This window comes from Devosia insulae DS-56 (assembly GCF_000970465.2).
Classification (GTDB): Bacteria; Pseudomonadota; Alphaproteobacteria; order Rhizobiales; family Devosiaceae; genus Devosia_A; species Devosia_A insulae.
The window spans coordinates 1-18,647 of sequence record NZ_LAJE02000342.1; the positions used below are offsets into that span (position 1 = coordinate 1).

Annotated in this window: 16 protein-coding genes; 13 read left to right on the forward strand and 3 right to left on the reverse strand. The window is 58.9% G+C overall.

What is annotated here, in order from left to right:
- Positions 1-2,324: primase-helicase family protein (locus VW23_RS22365; RefSeq protein ID WP_210184500.1), on the forward strand; the 2,324-nt coding region annotated here is incomplete at its 5' end.
- Positions 2,325-3,128: 804 nt separating this feature from the next.
- Positions 3,129-3,542 (forward strand): hypothetical protein, encoded by a 414-nt coding sequence (locus VW23_RS22375; RefSeq protein ID WP_141728453.1) that lies wholly within the window; start codon positions 3,129-3,131, stop codon positions 3,540-3,542.
- A 167-nt stretch (positions 3,543-3,709) separates the two neighbouring features.
- On the opposite strand, the gene VW23_RS22380 is transcribed toward VW23_RS22375, so the two are convergent.
- Positions 3,710-3,967 carry a hypothetical protein gene (locus tag VW23_RS22380; protein WP_141728454.1) on the reverse strand — a complete coding sequence of 86 codons (258 nt, stop codon included), beginning with the start codon at positions 3,965-3,967 and terminating at the stop codon, positions 3,710-3,712.
- Positions 3,964-4,242: a hypothetical protein gene (locus VW23_RS22385; RefSeq protein WP_069911713.1), complete on the reverse strand. Its 279-nt coding sequence runs from the start codon at positions 4,240-4,242 to the stop codon at positions 3,964-3,966. The genes VW23_RS22380 and VW23_RS22385 overlap by 4 nt, the downstream gene beginning before the upstream one ends.
- A 573-nt stretch (positions 4,243-4,815) precedes the next feature.
- Between VW23_RS22385 and VW23_RS22390 the strand changes: the two genes are divergently transcribed.
- The 5 genes from VW23_RS22390 (at position 4,816) to VW23_RS29835 (ending at position 11,567) form a co-directional block, all read left to right on the forward strand.
- The gene (locus VW23_RS22390; RefSeq protein WP_176730462.1) at positions 4,816-8,229 is read left to right on the forward strand and encodes a DEAD/DEAH box helicase; all 3,414 of its coding nucleotides are present in this window, start codon (positions 4,816-4,818) and stop codon (positions 8,227-8,229) included.
- 86 nt (positions 8,230-8,315) lie between these two features.
- Positions 8,316-9,989 carry a phospholipase D-like domain-containing protein gene (locus VW23_RS22395; RefSeq protein ID WP_342029934.1) on the forward strand — a complete coding sequence of 558 codons (1,674 nt, stop codon included), beginning with the start codon at positions 8,316-8,318 and terminating at the stop codon, positions 9,987-9,989.
- A 145-nt stretch (positions 9,990-10,134) separates the two neighbouring features.
- Entirely contained in the window at positions 10,135-11,196 is a 1,062-nt protein-coding gene (locus VW23_RS22400) for a DUF3800 domain-containing protein (RefSeq protein ID WP_069911715.1), read from the forward strand.
- Positions 11,197-11,204: 8 nt separating this feature from the next.
- Complete coding sequence (locus tag VW23_RS28380; protein ID WP_084646384.1) at positions 11,205-11,357, forward strand: AbiH family protein; 153 nt, start codon at positions 11,205-11,207, stop codon at positions 11,355-11,357.
- A gap of 6 nt (positions 11,358-11,363) precedes the next feature.
- Positions 11,364-11,567, forward strand: a complete 204-nt coding sequence (locus VW23_RS29835) for an HNH endonuclease (RefSeq protein WP_084646385.1) — start codon at positions 11,364-11,366, stop codon at positions 11,565-11,567.
- A 285-nt stretch (positions 11,568-11,852) separates the two neighbouring features.
- Here VW23_RS29835 and VW23_RS22405 read toward each other — a convergent pair whose 3' ends face one another.
- Positions 11,853-12,695: a hypothetical protein gene (locus tag VW23_RS22405; RefSeq protein ID WP_141728455.1), complete on the reverse strand. Its 843-nt coding sequence runs from the start codon at positions 12,693-12,695 to the stop codon at positions 11,853-11,855.
- A 250-nt stretch (positions 12,696-12,945) separates the two neighbouring features.
- Between VW23_RS22405 and VW23_RS22410 the strand changes: the two genes are divergently transcribed.
- The 6 genes from VW23_RS22410 (at position 12,946) to VW23_RS22445 (ending at position 18,597) form a co-directional block, all read left to right on the forward strand.
- Positions 12,946-13,332, forward strand: a complete 387-nt coding sequence (locus VW23_RS22410; RefSeq protein WP_069911717.1) for a hypothetical protein — start codon at positions 12,946-12,948, stop codon at positions 13,330-13,332.
- A gap of 271 nt (positions 13,333-13,603) precedes the next feature.
- Positions 13,604-14,734 (forward strand): tyrosine-type recombinase/integrase, encoded by a 1,131-nt coding sequence (locus VW23_RS22425; RefSeq protein ID WP_084646386.1) that lies wholly within the window; start codon positions 13,604-13,606, stop codon positions 14,732-14,734.
- A 296-nt stretch (positions 14,735-15,030) separates the two neighbouring features.
- Positions 15,031-15,684, forward strand: a complete 654-nt coding sequence (locus tag VW23_RS22430; protein WP_069911721.1) for a protein-L-isoaspartate O-methyltransferase family protein — start codon at positions 15,031-15,033, stop codon at positions 15,682-15,684.
- Positions 15,685-15,840: 156 nt separating this feature from the next.
- Positions 15,841-17,211: a TolC family outer membrane protein gene (locus VW23_RS22435; protein WP_084646387.1), complete on the forward strand. Its 1,371-nt coding sequence runs from the start codon at positions 15,841-15,843 to the stop codon at positions 17,209-17,211.
- Between the two features lie 139 nt (positions 17,212-17,350).
- Positions 17,351-17,725 (forward strand): hypothetical protein, encoded by a 375-nt coding sequence (locus VW23_RS22440; protein WP_069911723.1) that lies wholly within the window; start codon positions 17,351-17,353, stop codon positions 17,723-17,725.
- Between the two features lie 215 nt (positions 17,726-17,940).
- The gene (locus VW23_RS22445) at positions 17,941-18,597 is read left to right on the forward strand and encodes a PopZ family protein (protein ID WP_176730464.1); all 657 of its coding nucleotides are present in this window, start codon (positions 17,941-17,943) and stop codon (positions 18,595-18,597) included.
- Positions 18,598-18,647 lie beyond the last annotated feature (50 nt).

Consider the following 18,647-nt stretch of genomic DNA (forward strand, 5'->3'; position numbering starts at 1 on the left):
CATCCTCAACGAGGACGGAGACAACAAAGACAACAAAGACAACAAAACGAAAGGATGATCGCGAGACGATCACAGTACGAATGACGACAGGTATTTATTCAAACATTTCAATCAAGGATTTTACAACACGACTTGAGCAGATGACCGGTGGAGAGCTTCGGCCTATAGGGCTTAGCCGAGCCGCCATCAACGTTCGTATCCCCGACACGGCCTATTTCGATACCGTCCTAGCGCTCGATTTCGAGCGAGGCGGCGAAGGTGCCGTGACTGTCACTGATGGCGACGGCAGTGCCGCTGCGGCCGAATATCAGCCGACCGCCGGAGAGGCCGAAGCGATCAAGGCGTATTTGGCAACTGTCAACTGGCCGAAGTCCGAGTTCATCAATCCCGACGCTGCCGGCATACCTCCCCTCTGGAAGAACGCCAACAAGGCTGACCGATGGGTATTCCGCGACAAGGACAACGAGATTGTCATGTTGCAGGTCAAGACGGTCAAAAAGGGTGAGAAGGCTTATGTGCCGATCACCTTTTGGAGCGACGGGGAATATCGGTACGCGGAGCCTGACGTTCGCCCATTCTACAACGACCACCTTGTTAGCGCGCATCGTCCATCCGTGGTGTTTATCCACGAGGGCGCGAAGGCGGCGCAGGCCGGACAGGCGATTGCCGACGACGACAAGTCACAACATGCATGGAAACGCGAACTATCAGGCGCGGTACATATAGGCCTGATCGGCGGCGCGGCATCTATGCACAAGACCGACCTAAGCAGCCTGAAACGGCGCGGCGTTAGGACAATCTATGTGGTCCCTGACAACGACAAGGTTGGTTTGAGGGGCGCTAACAAGGTTGCGAAGGCGCTTGACGGCACGGTTCACCAAGTACGGGTTGGGGACGACTTTCCGACCTCGTGGGACATGGCAGATGACATGCCAGCGAAGTTCTTTAAGAACGGGCGCTGGGTGGGGCCTACCTTCGCTTCAACGGTATTTCCGGCCACGCAGGCGACGAGGGCATACGTCGATGAGAACGGCAAGACTCGCTTCGCCTTGAGGCAGGAATTCGCGGACCAGTGGCTTTTTGCGACTGAGACGGGCGAGTTCATCCATCGGTTGTTTCCGGAGCTTCAGAAGACGAACGACGATTTCAATAACTTCGTCGCCCCTTGGTCGGCCGTCGATGACACTGCTCGCCTCGTTAAGCGGGAAGGCAGCTGCCAGATTGAAGGTGCGGTCTATCGCCCAGGTGTGGCAGTCGGCGGCGTACTGACAGAGAAGAATAAGCGCCGCTTGTTCAATGTCTGGCGTCCGAACGATCTGCCGGCAATCGACGGTGATATCTCGCGTTGGGTTGAGTTTCTGGACTACCTGTTGCCCGACGAAACCGAGCGGGACGAGTTCGAGCGTTGGTTCTACACGCTGATCGGTTCGCCTCAGACGCGCATGCATTACTCGTGCTTGATGTACTCCGAGCAGACCGGCACGGGCAAATCCATCTGCGGTTCGGTTCTCTATCAAATCATCGGCCAGCGAAACGCGGTGATCGCGAACCCGGCGGCCCTTGATAGCGCGTTCAACTCTCATTTCGAGAACCGGCAACTGGTGATCTTCAACGAGCTATATGAGGGCGGTTCGAACTTCAAAACCACGAACGCCTTGAAGACCGTTCAGACCGACGAATTCATTCGGATCAATGCCAAATACCGGCATGAAAAGACGGTGGAGAACCACACGCATATTTTCGCTGCCAGCAATTCGGAACACGCGTTGGATATCGATGATCACGACCGGCGTTGGCTGATCGTTCAGACCACTGACACACCGTGGCCGAAAGAGAAGTTCGCCCAACTGGTGGAATGGCTCTTTGATGACATCGGCTGCAACGTGATCCTCGCGGCGGCACACAAGTTCTCCGACTACGTGAAGAAGGGCGAGCGGGCACCGACCACAGAGGCCAAAAGGACGACTATCTTCCACACCAAGAGCGACGTGGTGTTGAACCTAGAAGCCTTTGACGAGGCCTATCGCGATGACGCTGTTGCAGTGGAAATTGGGATGTTTCAGGCCTTCGTGACAGGCGGCAAAAACGTGCCGAAGTCCGATAGCGTGACGGTCAACAGCCAGCGCATCAAAAAGCTTGGTTGGGGCGTCCTGAACCAGCGCGATACCGAGTTTGACGGCTACAGGCCGTCTATAGGTGGCAAGCCATCGGTGATCGTTGTCAGTCCGGCGCTGAAGACCAAGATGCTTGAGCAGCAGCGCGACGACTGGATTGGCCTGATCAAACCGGCATTGGTCAATCCTTACGACAGCCGCCCGATGTAGCCTTGGCACCCTACCGGCTTACCGGCACCTTACCGGGGTGCGGCAAGGTGTTTTCGCCCGGTTTTGCTGGGGTTTCGGCCTCACCTTACCGGCTTACCCATCTTTTCTATGACTCTGAAAAGAAGAAATAGAAGAGAAGAAATAGAAGAGAAGAAATAGAAGAGAAGAAAACGGGCGTTCTGCCCTTGGGGCTGGCCCCATTTCATCGTTGGGAAGTTTTTGTTTCTAGCGGTAAGCGGTAAGGTCCGAGCAAGAATAGATCCGAAACCCCAGCAAAACCGACCTTACCGACATGCGGTGAGCCCGGTAAGTCCGGTAAGCCATATGACTTAGCGAGGCTCGCGGCCAAAGGAGAAGTTTCATTATTTTTCCGCTCGTTGAACCCCACCTACCGGCCCCGCTTACTTTCGTCCGACCTCAAACTGATACCGTACGGTCCCCACCTGGAGGCAACTGAATGCCCTTCTACCGCAAGCAAGGAAACGTTCCGCCGATTCACATCGAGGTCACTCTGCGGAGAAACGACCAAGGTGATTTAGTCGGTCACGTCTATACACGGGGCGGTCTACCACCGGCACCCGCCGATGATCTCTCTCCCGCCATGGCATTGCAGATCGCAAGCGACATGCATCTACGGACGTTGTCACCCGTCTTCGTTCTGGTCGCGGACCAAGAGTGGAGTGAGGCGTGGGGCCCTCTTGAGGTTTTCGAGCCCCCGGCAAGACCCGGCGTGGTTGCTTCAGAGCGCCCCTCTGACGATCCCCCAATCATCGAGTAACCCACCCACAAACACTAGGAGAACGAATGCCCAGAAAATCAGCACAGCACATTGCCATGGAGGAAGCAGGCCTAATCCCAGCCCCGGCAGTGAACGACAATGAACTTCATTACCCCGACGCGATCCAGACCGACGAAGAGCGCACGACATTCGCTCGCATATATCGAGCGAACCCGTCAGCCCACCTGTACACCGAGGCCTCAGAGCCAATTTTGATCCAGCTGGTGCGGCACGTCACCAATGCGAACCGCATCAGCAGGGAAGTCCAGCGAGCGCGTGACCCAAAGCTGTTGATCCAGCTGAGCCGGGCACAGCGTGACGAAAGCGCGGCAATTGCCAGCCTCAGTACCAAGCTTCGCTTAGCCGCGTCGGCTATAGCCGACCACAGAGGCAATCTATTGCCCAAGCCGGATAAGAAGAAGCCTTGGGAATGGCCGTAAGACCCACAAGAGCCCCGGTTTACGGGGTTTTTTTGTTGGCTGTCATCGGCCCATTTTTCGGTAAAACTCCCAGCGTAGCGAAGTTCTGGGTTAGCCGCCGGTCCCTGGCATGAAGCGACTTGGAACCTTGCCCTCCCCCGGGACTCCAGATGACAAATGCAGACCGATCAGTCGCTCTTCGTCACTACCATTTTGCCGTCTGGTCGCGAGCAGGTGATCAAGACCGATCCATCAGACGTGGGGAAACGTACCATTCGCAGGTCATTTGTTTCTGCAATATTTATAGGCGCCATGCCGAGTTGGGCGGCTGTACTCCTAATCTTCGCAAGACAAGCTTCGAAGGACATGGAAACCGCCTGGCTCTCGACGGCCTGGGTCGGCAAGGAAATCAAAATGCCAATCGCCGTCATGATAATGCGTCTCATTCGCCAACCTCGTGCACATAGGAATTCTTGCCGACGATCATCATCACGATACCTAGGAGCATTACGGCCCCTGTAACAACTAGAACCCACGGAGAAACCTCCAAAAGGTTAGGAGTGGACGCCGGATTACTACCAGTTACCTCCAAAATGTTGAGCTGGGACTCGTTAGAATCCTGAACGAGTTTGTAGACCCCCGCTAAAGCAGGCAACGCAGCCACAAAGAAGATAAGGCCCCACCAGCCGACAGCATTGAATCTTGATTTATGAATCTGCATGCGTGTTCCTCTCCATGACCGCAGCCGGGGAGTTGAGAAGCCTTACTGAGAAGACCGCGCCCGCCTTTGGGCCTCGCGGCCTTGGACATACGCAGACGCCTCCCCGACCATGATCGGAGAGTGCGGATTTCGGCAGCACTAGTGCCGCTCAGTAAGGGGTTCTCACGCCCCGGAACAGGATCGACCAGTCCCAGCGCCAAGCTAATGCGTTAGCGCTTCGCTGCCAATGGGCTAGATGGAATGGCCCCGTTGTTTTGCGATGCGCGGTAACAAAGCGATGGCATTGGCGCAATGGGGGTGAGCCTTCGCTAGGAGTCCGCTCTTGGCCCAAATCGGACCTCAGTCAGATCATACCAACCGGGCGAGACTCTGCCGCGATAGCAGTGGCGGATCAGGTCGACGAGTAAGGCCTCGTTTAGATGAGTCGGTGCAACGAAACTGCTCTGGAGCGGTCACCGTCTTTGACAGGGAGAAGGTACCGTTAGCTAACTAAAGCACCTCGATGCAGATCGAGGACGACTCGTGCCAATACTCGACCAAGCAAAGTTGTCTCGGCAAGGAGTTGCGTTTCACATGACAAGAGTTCAGGGCGGCAGTCACGTCCCCTTGGATGATCGGTTCGACTTCCTTGAGAGCGGATTGATTGCGGGGGTGGGAGCTTGGGATGCCAAGCTGCATTTCGCAACCAGCAAGGCGGATGGTGAGCGATACCTGCTGAGGATATTCAAGAAAACCAAGACCGATCTCGATCAGGACTTACGGCGCCTCGTTGCCCGCGGCCTTCGACGGATCCGTCGAATTGTGTCTTCCCGCCGAGCGAGGGACATCTTGGTTGATGTGGTGGAGGTAGTAGAAGATCGCGAAGAATTGGCGATTGTCATGCGAGATCCAGGAACGCCCCTCCGGAGCGGCTCCAAGAGAGCTAACGACAGACAGAAGCGCCTTCTTGTTCCGAGTGAACGGAAGACCTTTTGGGGCAACATCATCCGAGTGGCCGAAGGTCTGACGCTTTGTCACGATGCCGGCGTCATCCATGGCTCCGTTGGCGTCATGAGCATTTTCTCGCACCGGGACGATGACGAAGACTACCGGCTGGGTGGCTATGAGTCCTGCGTCCACATAGGCGATGGCGATGCCGTCGGAGCCGTCAGTTTCTATAGGTCTGCCCGCGCCGTCTCGTTCCGACAGGATTGGGTGGACCTGGCGGCCGCCATCTCGGAAATCCTTGGCCTAGGAAATGACCACGGCCCGTCGCTATTGCCGATCGAGCGTCGGCTACTTGACCGGTTGGAGCATCCGCCACAGTTCCAGATGTTTGACGGGCACGTCGTGCTGAGGGACCTCAGAACGATCGTAGATGAGTTGGCGGTGGTCGGATCGAACTCGGAAGGGGAGCTGGTGCTCTATCCGTCGCGTGAGGTCCTGCAGAGCGATCTCGCATCGCTCACCTCAGAAACCGTCGAGGCCGACGATATCGATGGCCTCCTTAGATTTGTTGAGGATGACCTGCGGAGCGAAACAGTCAGAGTATCTGCCGGAGATGCCTATTCTCGTGTCGTGACAGAAATCGCCGTCTACGGCGTCCGACATGCCACCGAGACCATAGGCTCCATCATGGAAGCGCATAAGCGCCGTCCGGACGATCGGGCGATTTTCGATGCCGTGGAGGTGCCTGATCGACTTTATCTGTCGCGTAATCGCGCAGCAGCGGAAGCACGCGTCCTAAAGCTTGGCCCAGCAGCTCGTCCCTGGACGCAGATTGGTAGTTCCGGTGGAGCGACCGCTTCGACTGCGGATGTTCCCACTTGGTACGCGCTGATCCTGCTTGAGGCATTCTCTCTACTTAGGGAGCAGTTTCGTATCTACCCGGTTGAAGTGCATCGTGTTCCCAGCGAGCCGGGCATTCTGTGGGTTGTGTCGAAAGATGATGCCGACCGCGACCGTGACAGGACGGCATTGGGTTTTCAACCTGCCGCTGAGGCTCTCCGGCGCGAGATGGCCCGGGACGACGGAAAGACCGGGTGGACGTTGTCACGTGCTGACACGCTCGGAACCGAGCGAGAGAGACGACCTGACCTAACCTATGAGGGCCGGGGCGAGTTTAGCGGGCGCAGGGCTTTCACTTTTGCGGTCAGCGATACGGTCGCGCTTGACCAGTACAACTTTCTGCGTCCCCGTCGGGACTCTGGGTTCGAACGGGCTGTGCGCCGACGCCTCCAGAACATTGTCGCGGCCCGTCGCAACATCGAGTTACTCCGGGCACTCGACAATCCTGCCCAAGTGGCCCTCGACGAGTCGGTCAGGGAGGTGGCCAAGCCCGGCCCGCCGCCAGCGGAGATGGATGGCTCCAAGCGGGAGGCCTGGAACGCAATTTCGATCGGCAAGTCCATTAACGTAGTGGTCGGCCCCCCTGGAGTGGGCAAAACCTATCTGATCTCCAAGTTGGTGAGGAGCATCCTCGAAGAGACGCCTGATGCCCGCGTTCTCGTGTCGGCTCAAAACCACGATACCCTCATGCACATGGAGGACGAGCTCCGCCAAGCACTCGGCGCCACCACTACGATCATGGTGAGGGTGGAGCGCTCGAACATCGCCGATGATGAAAGCCAGCTTCGGGAGGCCTCCGCGACCCTTCTGCGCGCAGCAGCGACCGGCATTCAGTCCGATGCTCTGTTGGTGGGGCAGTACCGACAAATGAGCCAGGCGCTCGAATTCCACGATGATGCCGAGCGGCAGACGTCGGAACGGGTGTTTCGGGACACGGACAACCTGATGCTTCGGTCGTCAGACATTACCCTTGCGACCACGTCTTCACATGTCATCGAGGAGATGATTGCCGACGGAGAGCAGTTCGACTGGGTCATTGTCGAAGAGGCGGCGCGAGCCAATGGTGCGGAACTGATCGGTGCATTGCTGCTGGGCAATCGACGGCTGATGATCGGGGATCACAACCAGCTTTCTCCCTTCGATGCGCAAGAGAGGCAGAAGTTCTATGACCCAGCTCGAGCCCAAGCGCTTTTGCAGACGGCGCGAGCCCAGCTCGAAACCATCAATGACTTGCCCGATGAACTTGACGACGCAATCACCGTGCTTACGTCGGATGATGCCTTGCTAGCCGATGTCTTAGCCATCGCGGCTCGGATGGAGGAGCCGTTCCGAGAAATTGCCGAGCGAGAGGAGCGCCGGGAGAAGGAAACTGGCCGAAAGAGCTCGACCGTAAACATGCTTTTGGAACAGAGCCGGATGCACCCGGCAATCTGCGAGGTGGTCTCGAATACATTCTATGGTGGTCGGCTTGTGCCCTCTGAGCGTGTGCGCGGTCGCGCATCGAGCATCGAGATCAAGGGAGGGTTCCCGACCTCACCGATTGTGGTGCTGAATCTGCCCGCGCTGAGCACCGTCAAGAAGCGGTCCTTCGAGGTCGTCAACCATGGAACGTACAGCAATGAGGCAGAGGCTCTAGCACTCGTCGAGGCGCTGAAGCACCTGCGTCCGGTTATAGCGGGAGAGGTGCCGACAGTGGCCGTCCTCACACCCTACAAGGGACAGGTCAATCTGCTGGAAAGGCTTTTGAGGTCTCAGATCCAGCAGGGCAATGGTCTGCTGTACGGATTCGCTAGTCCGCGCGGAGATGGCAATTTTGTCTTTACCAGCGACAGTTTTCAGGGAAGTGAAGCCGACCTGATAGTCGCAAGCCTTGTCCGAAACAATATGCTCGTTGGCTCCCGTGCGATCGGTTTCATGCGTAGCCCCCAACGGCTGAACGTCCTGCTCAGCCGGGCGAAGCAGAAGTTGGTCTTGGCTACGAGCCTCCAGTTCATAGTCGACGCGGCCGATGGCAAGGACCCTGATGGGCTCGGCGGCGAGTTGGGGTTTCTGCGGACTATGATCAAAGAAATTCGGCGGCTGACAGTTATCGGATTTCCGGACGTGACGAGTGGAGCCACGATCCTGGAAGTTGATGAACGTGGAAGGTTCGACACGTGAAGGCTCTGTATGTTCCCGCCTGGCACTACCGTGCTCGCGCTGTAGTGCAGCGAACCTGGGGTTGGAGTCCAGTCGAAGAACTGGTCATGCTTGCCCTCGATAGATCGCCCGGATCAATTGCTGAAGTTTCTTCGGCGCTTAAGGTGCCTCCGCAGGTTGTCTCGGCGACTGTCGCGCGGCTTATGCAATTCGGGGTCGTCGAGGTTCGTATGTCGCCGCGCCCTGTACTGACGACGAGCCGCATAGGCCATGACTTCATCAGGTCGAACAAGGCGCTGCCCGAGCGAACCGAGGATCGCGAACTCAACATCAGCATCATCTTCGAGCCCGTTGGTCATTCGCTATTGCGAAACCGCGACGTAAAGACCGTGCCGATGACCCGCGTGCGTCCGGAGGACCATATCGTGGAATACCCGCGGGATGCGGAACCCGAAACAGAAGAGTCGATGCTTCAACGGGTGGGAAGGTTTATGAACGGCACGCTGCGGCCGGGAGAGTGGTTGCGCGGGGTCAAAACGGTCAGTTCGGTACTCGAGCGAAAGTATCTGGTGATCGACCTCGAGGAAGTGCGTGACGGCGTGATGCCGATTGGGGCCAGCCCCCAATTGGTCGAGGCGCTACAAGCCACACTTCGAACGGGGGTTCTGCCGGTCACCACAGTCGAGGAACCGCCACCGTCGCCTTGGGTTCGCGCGAACTTCGACGCAGACCACCTCGTAGTTGGCGGCGACAATCACGTGCGCCGGTTCGAAGAGATCGTTGGCGCTGCGAAGGCCGACGTTTTCGTCCTTTCCACATTTGTGGCTACGCAAGCTGATGAGAAGGGCGGCGAGCAGCGTGAGCGGATATTCAAGGCGCTTGAGGAGGCATCGAGGCGTGGTGTGCGCTGCCACCTGTTCTTTGGCACATCCCTAGAGCGCTCGAAGCATGCAGTTGCGATGGATGAGCTGAAGACCCGACTTTCGGCGGTGCGTCGTACGCGTGGCTATGTACTAGTCCACCGGGACTCGGTGGGGAGTCATGCTAAGATTCTAGCCGCCGACGACGGGCAAGGTAGTGCAGTCGTTTCCCTTGGCTCATGCAACTGGCTGTCTTCGCCGTTTTCAGCGGTGGAGGTCTCAGCCGAGCTACAGGGAAGCGATGCGGCACCATTGGGACTCGACCTGCTTCGCTCGATCATCTCCAGCGTTAGTAGCGCCAGCCGTTCGGCTGAGACGCTCCAGTTCATGGCCTCCGATCTGAGACGGAACAGACGGACCTTGGTCGCAAGCAGCGAGACACCGGACGAAGCGCGTACTCGGATTACGGTACTGTACGCCCACGAGCATGAGAGACTGCTTAGGGCGGCCGCACACGAGGCAAGCACGAGGTTCATCTGCTGCACGAACAAGGTTGGGTCGACGATGGTGCCGGGATTGTTCAACCCGGCGGAGGTTGCCGGCAGACGACTCGATGATGTGCGGGTGTACTATTCCCGCCAAAGCGCACTCGTGAAGCGCAGACATGTGGCCGGTCATCGTGAGCGGTTGCTGGACGTGGTTGACCTAATCGGCGTGCGAGATCCCCAAGTCCACGCTAAATTCCTGCTCTGGGACGAAAACGACATCGTCGTCAGTAGCATGAACTGGGGGTCGCAAACCGGCTCGCCAGATGACCCGCTGGACGAAGTGGGGCTCTATCTGCAGGGCCCTGGCGTCGCCACCCATCTACTTGAGCGGTTCGAGGCGGAGATTGGGTCGTCAGAAGGAGCGGACGACTAAGCGGCCTTCGATCGAACGGGCTTTCGGTTGGTCGCGACCTGCCTCTAGAAGTGCCCAGTTGCCGACACAGGAACTGGTCGGGCATACATCAGCTTTCAGGTCACTCCGGCATTCTTCAAGGGTCTGCCGCCTGCGAGGCTCATCAATGAATTGCTTTCGGATCGATGAGAGTGGTTACACCGGATTTGATCTGCTCAACGCTGATCAGCGATTTCAGGGAGCATCTGCGATTGCGATTTCCGATGAGGACGCCGATCGGCTGATCAAGCAGCATTTCCCCAAGCTGCAGGCACCGGAACTGAAGTACCGGGCCTTGTCACGGCGTGAAGCCAACCACCCGCGGCTGATTGGACTCATGCGCGACCTGTTGAGTGACTTCAGGTGCGTGACCTATGTCTGCGACAAGCGGTTCATGTTGACGCTCATGTTCGTCGACTACGCGGTAGAGCCCTTCTACTACGAGCGCGGCTTCGATTTTTACGCCGGCGGGCAGAACTACGCGATGGCATCGATGCTGCACATGGCCGGCCCGACGCTGCTTGGTAAGCCTCAGTTTGAGGCGCTGATGGCTGCGTTTCAGCGTTCAATGAAGGAAAAGAGCGAAGAGGCACTTCGCGACCTTGTGGCGGCCGCTCGCGCGACTAACTGGATGGAGCTTCCCGAGGTTCTTGGTCCTTTGGCGAAGTATGCGGCGCCAGAGTGTCTGGAAGCTATCTCGACGCCTGACCTCACCACCGATGTAGCATTGATTGTGCTGCAGTCGCTCATCACTCGAATGGAGGTCATGTCGGAGGGGCGTTACCGGGTGGCACACGATCAGTCCAAGAACCTGCAGACCTACACCGAGTTTCTACAGCGGTTCATCGACCATGATGCGAACGTGGAGTTCCGTGCGACTGAGATAACCAGTCTCAAGTTCCCATTGAAGCTTACGGCGGTGGAGCAGGTCGATTCCAAGGATAGCCCAGCGGTCCAACTCGCCGACGTCATGATCGGGGCAGCGATCGAGGCCGCAAACAATCTGGCGGGATTGCGCAGTGGCGGTCTGGACGCAGAGCAAGTGCTCTCCCTGTATGCCGACGACCAGTTCATTCACATGGTGCCATCGATCGACTTCGAAGAGCAAAAGCGCTTCAGGCAGGGTTCTCAGAGCGGGGAGTTGATTGACTACCTCGCCGGTAACGTCTTTGGCCCGAAGAAGCGGTAAGGGCACCCGTGAGCAAGCGGCTTTACATCGTCGGAAACGGTTTTGACCGCCATCACGGCATTCCTTCGGACTACTCCGAGTTTGGGGCGTATCTCAAAGGGGTGGATGACGACCGGGTGTACCGTACGGTGTTCTTAGCTATTGAGATGAACGGACCCTAACCAACGATGGAGAAGGGAGCGCGTTCGTCCCTTCACAAGCTAGCTCGCATGGATGGCGGCTCCGACAAGATAGAGAACCTTGCCGCTGCCTGCCTGCATTGCAACCAGCATCGTGGGCAGCAGAAGAACACGGCCCTTCAGAAGCGGGCAGTTGCCAGTGGGCAGGTATGTAGAAATCCGAACAAATCCGGCCAGATCAAAAGCCCTTAGCTGCCCGGTAGGCCGCCAATGCAGCTTCCTTGGCTTCGGCAACGTAGCGGAACCGAAGCGGCAGTTCAGCACCCAAGACCCGCACTGAGTAAACGTCGGGATTCGCCGATACGTGCCTATGAGTGCCGAGTGTGAGAATCTCAATCACGACTTGTCCGTTAACACGTCCGTAACGGACCGGGTCGTGCGTTCTACCTTCCCAAGTCACCGTCATACTTGCTCCATCTGTCACGTATGGCCCCACGATTTTCTACATATCGCCAGTCGATAAAGGGTCGGTTCCCGTCACGCGTCTCGATCGATCCGTACCAGCCAGCGCACATAGGACATGCCTGCACTAACTAGCAGTTCGGTCAGTTCGTTTGGGGGCTGCTCATCCGAATCCGGCTGGCGAAGCTCGTGTCGATACTGTTGGCAGGCCTCAACCCAACCTGCAAAGCCTGCGACCATTGCGCTGTTGGCCCTCTTCAGGTGAGACTCATCCTCATGTTGCGCCTTCGGCCTTGGGAAATCCTTGCCAAGGTACTGGCCGGCCGTTCCAGTGGTGAGGCGGTCAGGCGGCGTCGGCTGGTATCGAAGCTTGAATAGAGCTTCTGCCGCGTCGAAGACGTGGTTGATCGCCAGCTTGTTGTCAGGCTTGGCAGAGTCATACGCATCAACGAACCGCGCCATCGCTGCCGCTGCGTTGGCGAAGCGCGGCTCACTTAATCCGGCTATGACCGACGCGCGTTGAGCTGCATAGGCGGTGTCCCTCAAAGGATGTATTCCGCCGTGATCGTCCATTTCCCAGTTCAAACGCGTTGATTTAAACAATTCCTGCATCGACTGGATATAATCGCGCTTTGAGCCAACCTGCTCTGCATACTTTCCTGTAAAGTATACAACCTTCAGCAAATCGAGCCACGGCATTGCGGCAATAGCACTAAGAAAAACAGGCTGCGTCATTCCGGGCTTGAAACTAAGTATAGCCGTATTACCGACGACAAAATTACGAAGGTCGTTCGCATTATACGCCCGCAAAATGTATGCATATCTTACGCGAAATTCTCGGCTTTCCTCCTGCATCGGCGCGGGGGCTAAGTACACTTCGTGATATGGGCGGCCCGATGGTCTTTCCGTTTCAGCCATTCCGGCGTCCTTTTGAGGTTGGTGGCGCACAATATCATGCGTCGAGCCGCGCGCCGATGGCGGGTTTTTCTTTGCCCACTATCACCTGTCAGCTGTCAGCTGCCAGTGGTCAGTTTCCCGCGCGACTGACTATAAATTCAAAGAATATTTGGCGGATATTGTACGTCACGAGTCTAACGACTCAGTTGACTCCGTTTAGACTCCTAGCTAGGGTGATGATGTAACAACACTATTTAATGAAAGAATGTAAATGACGGACGATACTGAAATCGACGATGAGCTTGATTGGGAGGTGTATCCTGTAGCGCATTGGGTGTGGGAGCTTGTGAACGCGGCTGATGAGTTTGATGTGCAGGCCTTGAAAGAAGAGGACGAAGCCAAGTCCGATGCGCTTGAGGCTCTGGGCGATGCCAAGCGCGAGGAAGCACGCAACCTAATTCGCGAAACGGATGAAGAGGAAGGGTTGGGAGGACGGCTCGAAGACTCGTTTCACGAATGGGAAATGCATCAGTTCGAGATGGACGTTCGAAAAGCGTCGGCGGAGTTTGCCAAAGAGTTTGATCTGCCCAAGCCGCCGAAAGAGGCGGTGGACGAGTATCTTTCAAAAAAGGCTGATGAGGCAGGGGGGAAAAACTAATGGGCGAGGTCATTAATTTTCCCCAGCGCAAGACCGGTGAGATTAGGCCCAGCGTGCCAATCCGTGGCCTTTCAAGAGTGGAAGCTGCCGCCGTTGTGGGCGTCAGTGCATCGACGTTCGACCGCCTCGTTTCCGATGGCCTCATGCCGTCGGCGAGGCAGGTCTATAACCGTGTGATATGGGACGTTGTAGAGGTCAATCAGGCCTTTGACTGCCTGCCTCACGCAGACTCGAACAATGCCTTCGCGGCTAGTGCATCGGGCTGGTGACGATGGAACTTAAGCTAAAGCACATCACGATTGATCAAGATCGTCACGGGAACGAGCGGGTCTATTTCCGTAAGCGCGGCCAACCCAAAATCAGGCTGCGCGAGCGCGTCGGTTCCGAAGAATTTCATGAAGAGTATCGTTGCGCTCTTCGTGGGATTCCGTTCGTGAAAGACGAGGCTCCGCCTAAGGCGGAGTTGCCGAAGCTGGGTCGGCCCACAGTCGGCACGTTCCGGTATCTCGTGCATGAATACATGCGGCGTGAAGTCGTCACTCAGGCACCCAAAACCCGGCGACAAAAGGAACTGCGGTTTGCGGAAATCTGTCAGCTTACCGAAATAGGGAAAGGGCGGACGCCTATTGGTGATCGCCCGTATGCGATGATGAGCCAGACGAACGTTGAGGAAATCCGGAACGACAAGGCGAGTGCGCCAGAAGCGGCTAACCACCGGGTAAAAATCATATCGGCAATGTTTGGGTGGGCGATGAAAAACGAGGGGCCGACGAAAAAGAAGCTGGCGACGCATAACCCTGCCGCCAATGTCGCGAAGTTAGACCCCCTGAATCCGCACGGCCACCACACATGGACTGAGGAAGAGATTGCCAAGTTTGAGGACAAACATCCGGTAGGGTCTAAGGCCCGGCTTGCTCTGACGATCTTTCGATACACCGGGTTGCGCATCAGTGACGTAGCGGTGTTCGGTCGGCAGCACCTATACGAAGCGAAGCTGCAAGACGGCACGAGGCAACTGCGATTCAGGATAAAGCCGTTCAAGGGAACGAACGCGAAGGCGGCTCCGGATGTCGATTTTCCAATTCTCCTTCCCTTGGCCGAAGCGCTGGCGTTGGTGCCGAAGAGCAGCATGATTTTCCTGATGACCGAATGGGGGCGTCCGTTCTCCGTCAAGGGGCTTGGCAACAAGATGCGTGACTGGTGCGACGAGGCGGGACTGCCGCATTGTTCGGCTCATGGCATCCGAAAAGCCGATGCAGTCATTTCCGCTGAAAACGGCGCAACGTCTTCACAACTACAAGCCATGTTCGGTTGGACGACAACACGGCAGGCCGATCTTTACACGAAAGCCGCTGACCGAAAGCGAACGGCAACGGCAGGCGCACACCACCTGCTACGCTGAAAAGTGGGACACAGGCGGGCAAAAGCCCTTACGAAGCAATACGACGCTTTGTGTCCCACCGAGCTACTAAGCTTTTGATTTATAACAATTGTGCCAGTCCGGATGTGGCCTCCAATCTCTTTTCACGAACATTGACCCTTCCCCCGGCCTCAGCAGCGGCGCAGGCTTGCTGGCCGCGGCGCCGAGTTGCCGCATGCTCCGGCCGGGCACATGTGCGCCGCCGGGTCGACATCCTTGAAGCATTCATCTGCGGGGCGTATGCACCTGCCTGACGCCTTCAGTCCGAGGGAGCCGATATGGCCGATTTCGCGAATGCCCGCCTCAAGATGGTAGACAACCAGCTGCGCACCAGCGGCGTGTTGGACCATCGGGTCCTCACTGCCATGGGCACTGTCCCGCGTGAGGCCTTCCTGCCGGCCGATCGCGAAGCGCTGGCCTATGCCGATGTGGTGCATGCCCTGGGTGGTGGCCGCTATCTCGGGGCGCCGGCGCCCTTTGCCAAGCTGCTGCAGCTCGCCGAGATCGCCGCGACCGATCGCGTGCTCGATGTCGGGGCGGGCACCGGCTATTCGACCGCCGTGCTGGCGCTGTTGGGCGCCTCGGTAGCCGGGCTCGAGATGGATGCGGAGCTCGCCGGCAAGGCCAGGGCCAATCTCGAGGCCGCCGGCGTGAGCAATGCCGAGATCGCCGTCGGCAGTTTCGACGGGGCAGGGCTGCCGCACGACCACTTCGACGTCATCGTGGTCGAGGGGTCGGTCACCCTGGAGCCGACGCCGCTGTTTCGCCTGCTGCGCGAGGGCGGGCGGCTCGTCGTGCTGATCGCCAATGGCGGTCCGGCTGTCGCGCACATCTTCGTCAAATCCGCCGGCGAGGTTGCCGGTCGCAGCGAGTTCAACACCTCGCTGCCGCCGCTGGCCGAAGCGCCGCGGGTTGAGGCCTTCGTGTTCTGAGCGGGTGTTTTGCTAACTGACCCACGGGCCGGCAGTGTTGCCGGCTCATCACGGGGCCAAACATTTCCAAGCTTAAAACGTCGTAACACTTGAGTTGCGAGGTTGTGCGTCCCATGTGCCCGACGTAACGTCGGAAGGCTGTCGGAGGTTTTGACTATGCGTTTCCTGGGGGCAATGCGGGCGGGCGCCCTTGCCGTTGTACTGAGCGTGCTGCCGGCGACGGTGCATGCGGAGAGTCTGAGGGCGGCGCTGGAGAGCGCGTATCAGAACAATCCCAACATCATGTCGGCGCTGCTCAATGTGAAGGCGACGGCGGAAAACATCGCGCTGGCAAAATCCGGCCAGCTGCCGTCGCTCGGCCTGTCGAGCAGCCTCGGCGGCTCCTGGCAGCAACCGCAGGGCGGGGAATTCAACACCGCAGCCAGCTTCTCGACCAGCCTCAACTATAGCCAGACGCTGTTCGACAACTACAAAACCGACGCCGAGATCGAACAGGCCCGCGCCGGCACCGAAGTGGCCAAATACGCGCTGCGCAACGCCGAGCAGAACGTGCTGCTGGCGGTGGTGCAGGCCTACTACGCGGTGATCCGTGACACCCAGCTGGTGCAGCTGCGCTCCGACAACATGGCGTTCTTCGATGCCCAGGTGAGCTCCTCGGAAGATCGCCTGCGCCTCGGTGAAGGCACCAAGATCGACGTGTCGCAGGCCAAGACCCGCCAGGTTGCCGCTGTGGCGCTGTACCGCTCGGCCATCGCGTCGCTGCAGACCAGCCAGGCGAGCTACGAGCGCTGGGTCGGGCACAAGCCCAAGAACCTCACGTCCGATTTCAACTTCGGCAAGTCGCTGCCCACCTCGATCGACAGTGCCATTGCCTCGGCGCAGGAGCGTCACCCGGCGCTGCTGTCGGCCCGCGCCGCCATTCGTGTGGCACAGGCCGGATCGGACGCGGCCAGTGCCTCGTTCGGCCCGACCCTCAGCCTGATCGGCGCCATCGACGCCACCACCGGCTATACCACCCAGCAGGGCTACGGCAGCAGCGTGGGCGGTTCCGCCAAGCTGTCGCTGTCGATCCCGATCTATTCGGGCGGCGCGCTGTCGGCGAGCCTGCGCAAGGCCAACATCCAGCAGATCCAGAGCGAGGTCGATGCGCTGTCGGCTCGCGACGAGATCAAGGAGTCGGTGATCTCTGCCTGGTCGACGCTGCAGAACTCCACCTCGCAGATCGACTCGGCCCAGGCCGCGGTCGGCTCCAGCCAGCTGGTGGTCGATGGTACCATCCAGGAGCGTGACGTCGGCCAGAAGACCACGCTCGACGTGCTCAACGCCCAGGCCGAACTGACCACCGCCCGTGAATCGCTGATCACCGCGCGCTCCACCAAGATGATCGCTGCCTTCTCGCTGCTCGCCGCCTCCGGCAAGCTGTCGCCGGAAGTGCTCGGTCTCCGGGTCGCTATGCACTCGGCTGACGGCTATATCGCCAATGTCGAGGATGTGTGGGCCGAGCTCCACGCCCTCAGCGACGACTGATATCCGCCGCCTCTGCCGGGTTCGGATGGACCGGGGAAGAAGGCAGGCATACCCTCAGAATCAGGCCGCGTTGCGCATCCCGCGTCGCGGCCTTTTTTGATGCGGGCGCGAGGGGCGTCCGCAGTTCTCTGGGGGAACTATGAAAGCACTACCGTTCTGGTTCATCGCCGTCGGCGCGGTCCTGGCGCTGTTGGGTATGGCGTGGGGCATCCAGATGGCCATCACGCAGGATCACACGCTGTCGCCGGGCCATGCCCATAACAACCTCGTCGGCTTCGTCACCATGGTGATCTACGGCGTCTATTACAAACTGGTGCCGGCCGCTGCGCAGACCCGGCTGGCGCTGGTGCACTTCTGGGTGGCGTTGCTCGGCGCCCTGACCATCGGTATCGGCGTCGCCATGGCGACCTCGGGGCAGGGCGAATGGCTGGCCCAGGTCGCCTCGATCGCCACGATCATCGGCATGGCCATCTTCGTCTATACCATCGTCCGCCATCGGGCCGCGCTCGCCTGACGCTTCGGGTCAAGCGCTACGCGACTGTCTTCCCCCGGAAATCCCTGGGGGAAGACGCTACGGCTGGTGTGCCGCCGATTCACAAAGCGCCATCGCTTGCACTAAATTGGATGCAGTTGATTCGGTTGTGTCGCCGAGTCCGCCCAAAGTGCGGCCGCGTATCTGGCGGGTAATGTGAGGCAGTTATGAACAAGCCGGCGCCCAAAGAGCCATCGATGGACGAGATCCTGTCCTCGATCCGGCAGATCATCGCCGATGACGACGCCGGGGCGGCGCCCAAAAAGCAGGTCATGCCGGCGCCCGCGCCGGCCCGCAGCTTCGTGCCACAGCCCGCTCCGCGTCCCGTCGAGCCCGAGCCCGAGCCGTTGGCGCTCTCTTCCGAGCAGATCCTGCGCGACACCGCCGCCGAGGACGGGGCCAAACCGGGCCTCAGCTTCTCGGAACTGCTGGGCGGCAGCGCCCCGGCGCCGGAACTGGACGCAACGCTGATCGACCCCGACGACATCTCCTTCGAACAGGAAGAGGAGCCGGCGCCGGTGTTCGTGCCGCCGCCGCGCGCTGCTGCGCCCGTCTATGAGCGCCCGGCGCCGCGTCCGGCCACTTCGGTCGCCGCGGCCGCGCCGATGCCCGATCCGTCGCTCTCCGCCGACCTTGCCGAGGAACTGCTGGAGCCCACGACGCAATCGGCGGTGAAGAGCACCTTTGCCCGTCTCTCGGGCCTTTCGACCGTGACCAGCGGCGTCACCATCGAAGACATGATGCGCGAAATGCTGCGCCCGATGCTGAAGGAATGGCTGGACGAGAACCTGCCCTCGGTGGTCGAGCGCATGGTCGAAAAGGAAATCGCCCGGGTTTCGCGCGGCGGCAAATAGACGTCACCTGAAGCAGACGGCCCCCTCCCATCCTCCCCCATGAAGGGGGA

What these genes read in the sequence shown, in the direction of transcription:
- VW23_RS22375 (WP_141728453.1), top strand. Translation starts at nt 3,129, where the DNA reads ATGCCCAGAAAATCAGCACAGCACATTGCCATGGAGGAAGCAGGCCTA.
- VW23_RS22380 (WP_141728454.1), bottom strand. Translation starts at nt 3,967, where the DNA reads ATGAGACGCATTATCATGACGGCGATTGGCATTTTGATTTCCTTGCCG.
- VW23_RS22385 (WP_069911713.1), bottom strand. Translation starts at nt 4,242, where the DNA reads ATGCAGATTCATAAATCAAGATTCAATGCTGTCGGCTGGTGGGGCCTT.
- VW23_RS22390 (WP_176730462.1), top strand. Translation starts at nt 4,816, where the DNA reads ATGACAAGAGTTCAGGGCGGCAGTCACGTCCCCTTGGATGATCGGTTC.
- VW23_RS22395 (WP_342029934.1), top strand. Translation starts at nt 8,316, where the DNA reads ATGCTTGCCCTCGATAGATCGCCCGGATCAATTGCTGAAGTTTCTTCG.
- VW23_RS22400 (WP_069911715.1), top strand. Translation starts at nt 10,135, where the DNA reads ATGAATTGCTTTCGGATCGATGAGAGTGGTTACACCGGATTTGATCTG.
- VW23_RS29835 (WP_084646385.1), top strand. Translation starts at nt 11,364, where the DNA reads ATGGAGAAGGGAGCGCGTTCGTCCCTTCACAAGCTAGCTCGCATGGAT.
- VW23_RS22405 (WP_141728455.1), bottom strand. Translation starts at nt 12,695, where the DNA reads ATGGCTGAAACGGAAAGACCATCGGGCCGCCCATATCACGAAGTGTAC.
- VW23_RS22410 (WP_069911717.1), top strand. Translation starts at nt 12,946, where the DNA reads ATGACGGACGATACTGAAATCGACGATGAGCTTGATTGGGAGGTGTAT.
- VW23_RS22425 (WP_084646386.1), top strand. Translation starts at nt 13,604, where the DNA reads ATGGAACTTAAGCTAAAGCACATCACGATTGATCAAGATCGTCACGGG.
- VW23_RS22430 (WP_069911721.1), top strand. Translation starts at nt 15,031, where the DNA reads ATGGCCGATTTCGCGAATGCCCGCCTCAAGATGGTAGACAACCAGCTG.
- VW23_RS22435 (WP_084646387.1), top strand. Translation starts at nt 15,841, where the DNA reads ATGCGTTTCCTGGGGGCAATGCGGGCGGGCGCCCTTGCCGTTGTACTG.
- VW23_RS22440 (WP_069911723.1), top strand. Translation starts at nt 17,351, where the DNA reads ATGAAAGCACTACCGTTCTGGTTCATCGCCGTCGGCGCGGTCCTGGCG.
- VW23_RS22445 (WP_176730464.1), top strand. Translation starts at nt 17,941, where the DNA reads ATGGACGAGATCCTGTCCTCGATCCGGCAGATCATCGCCGATGACGAC.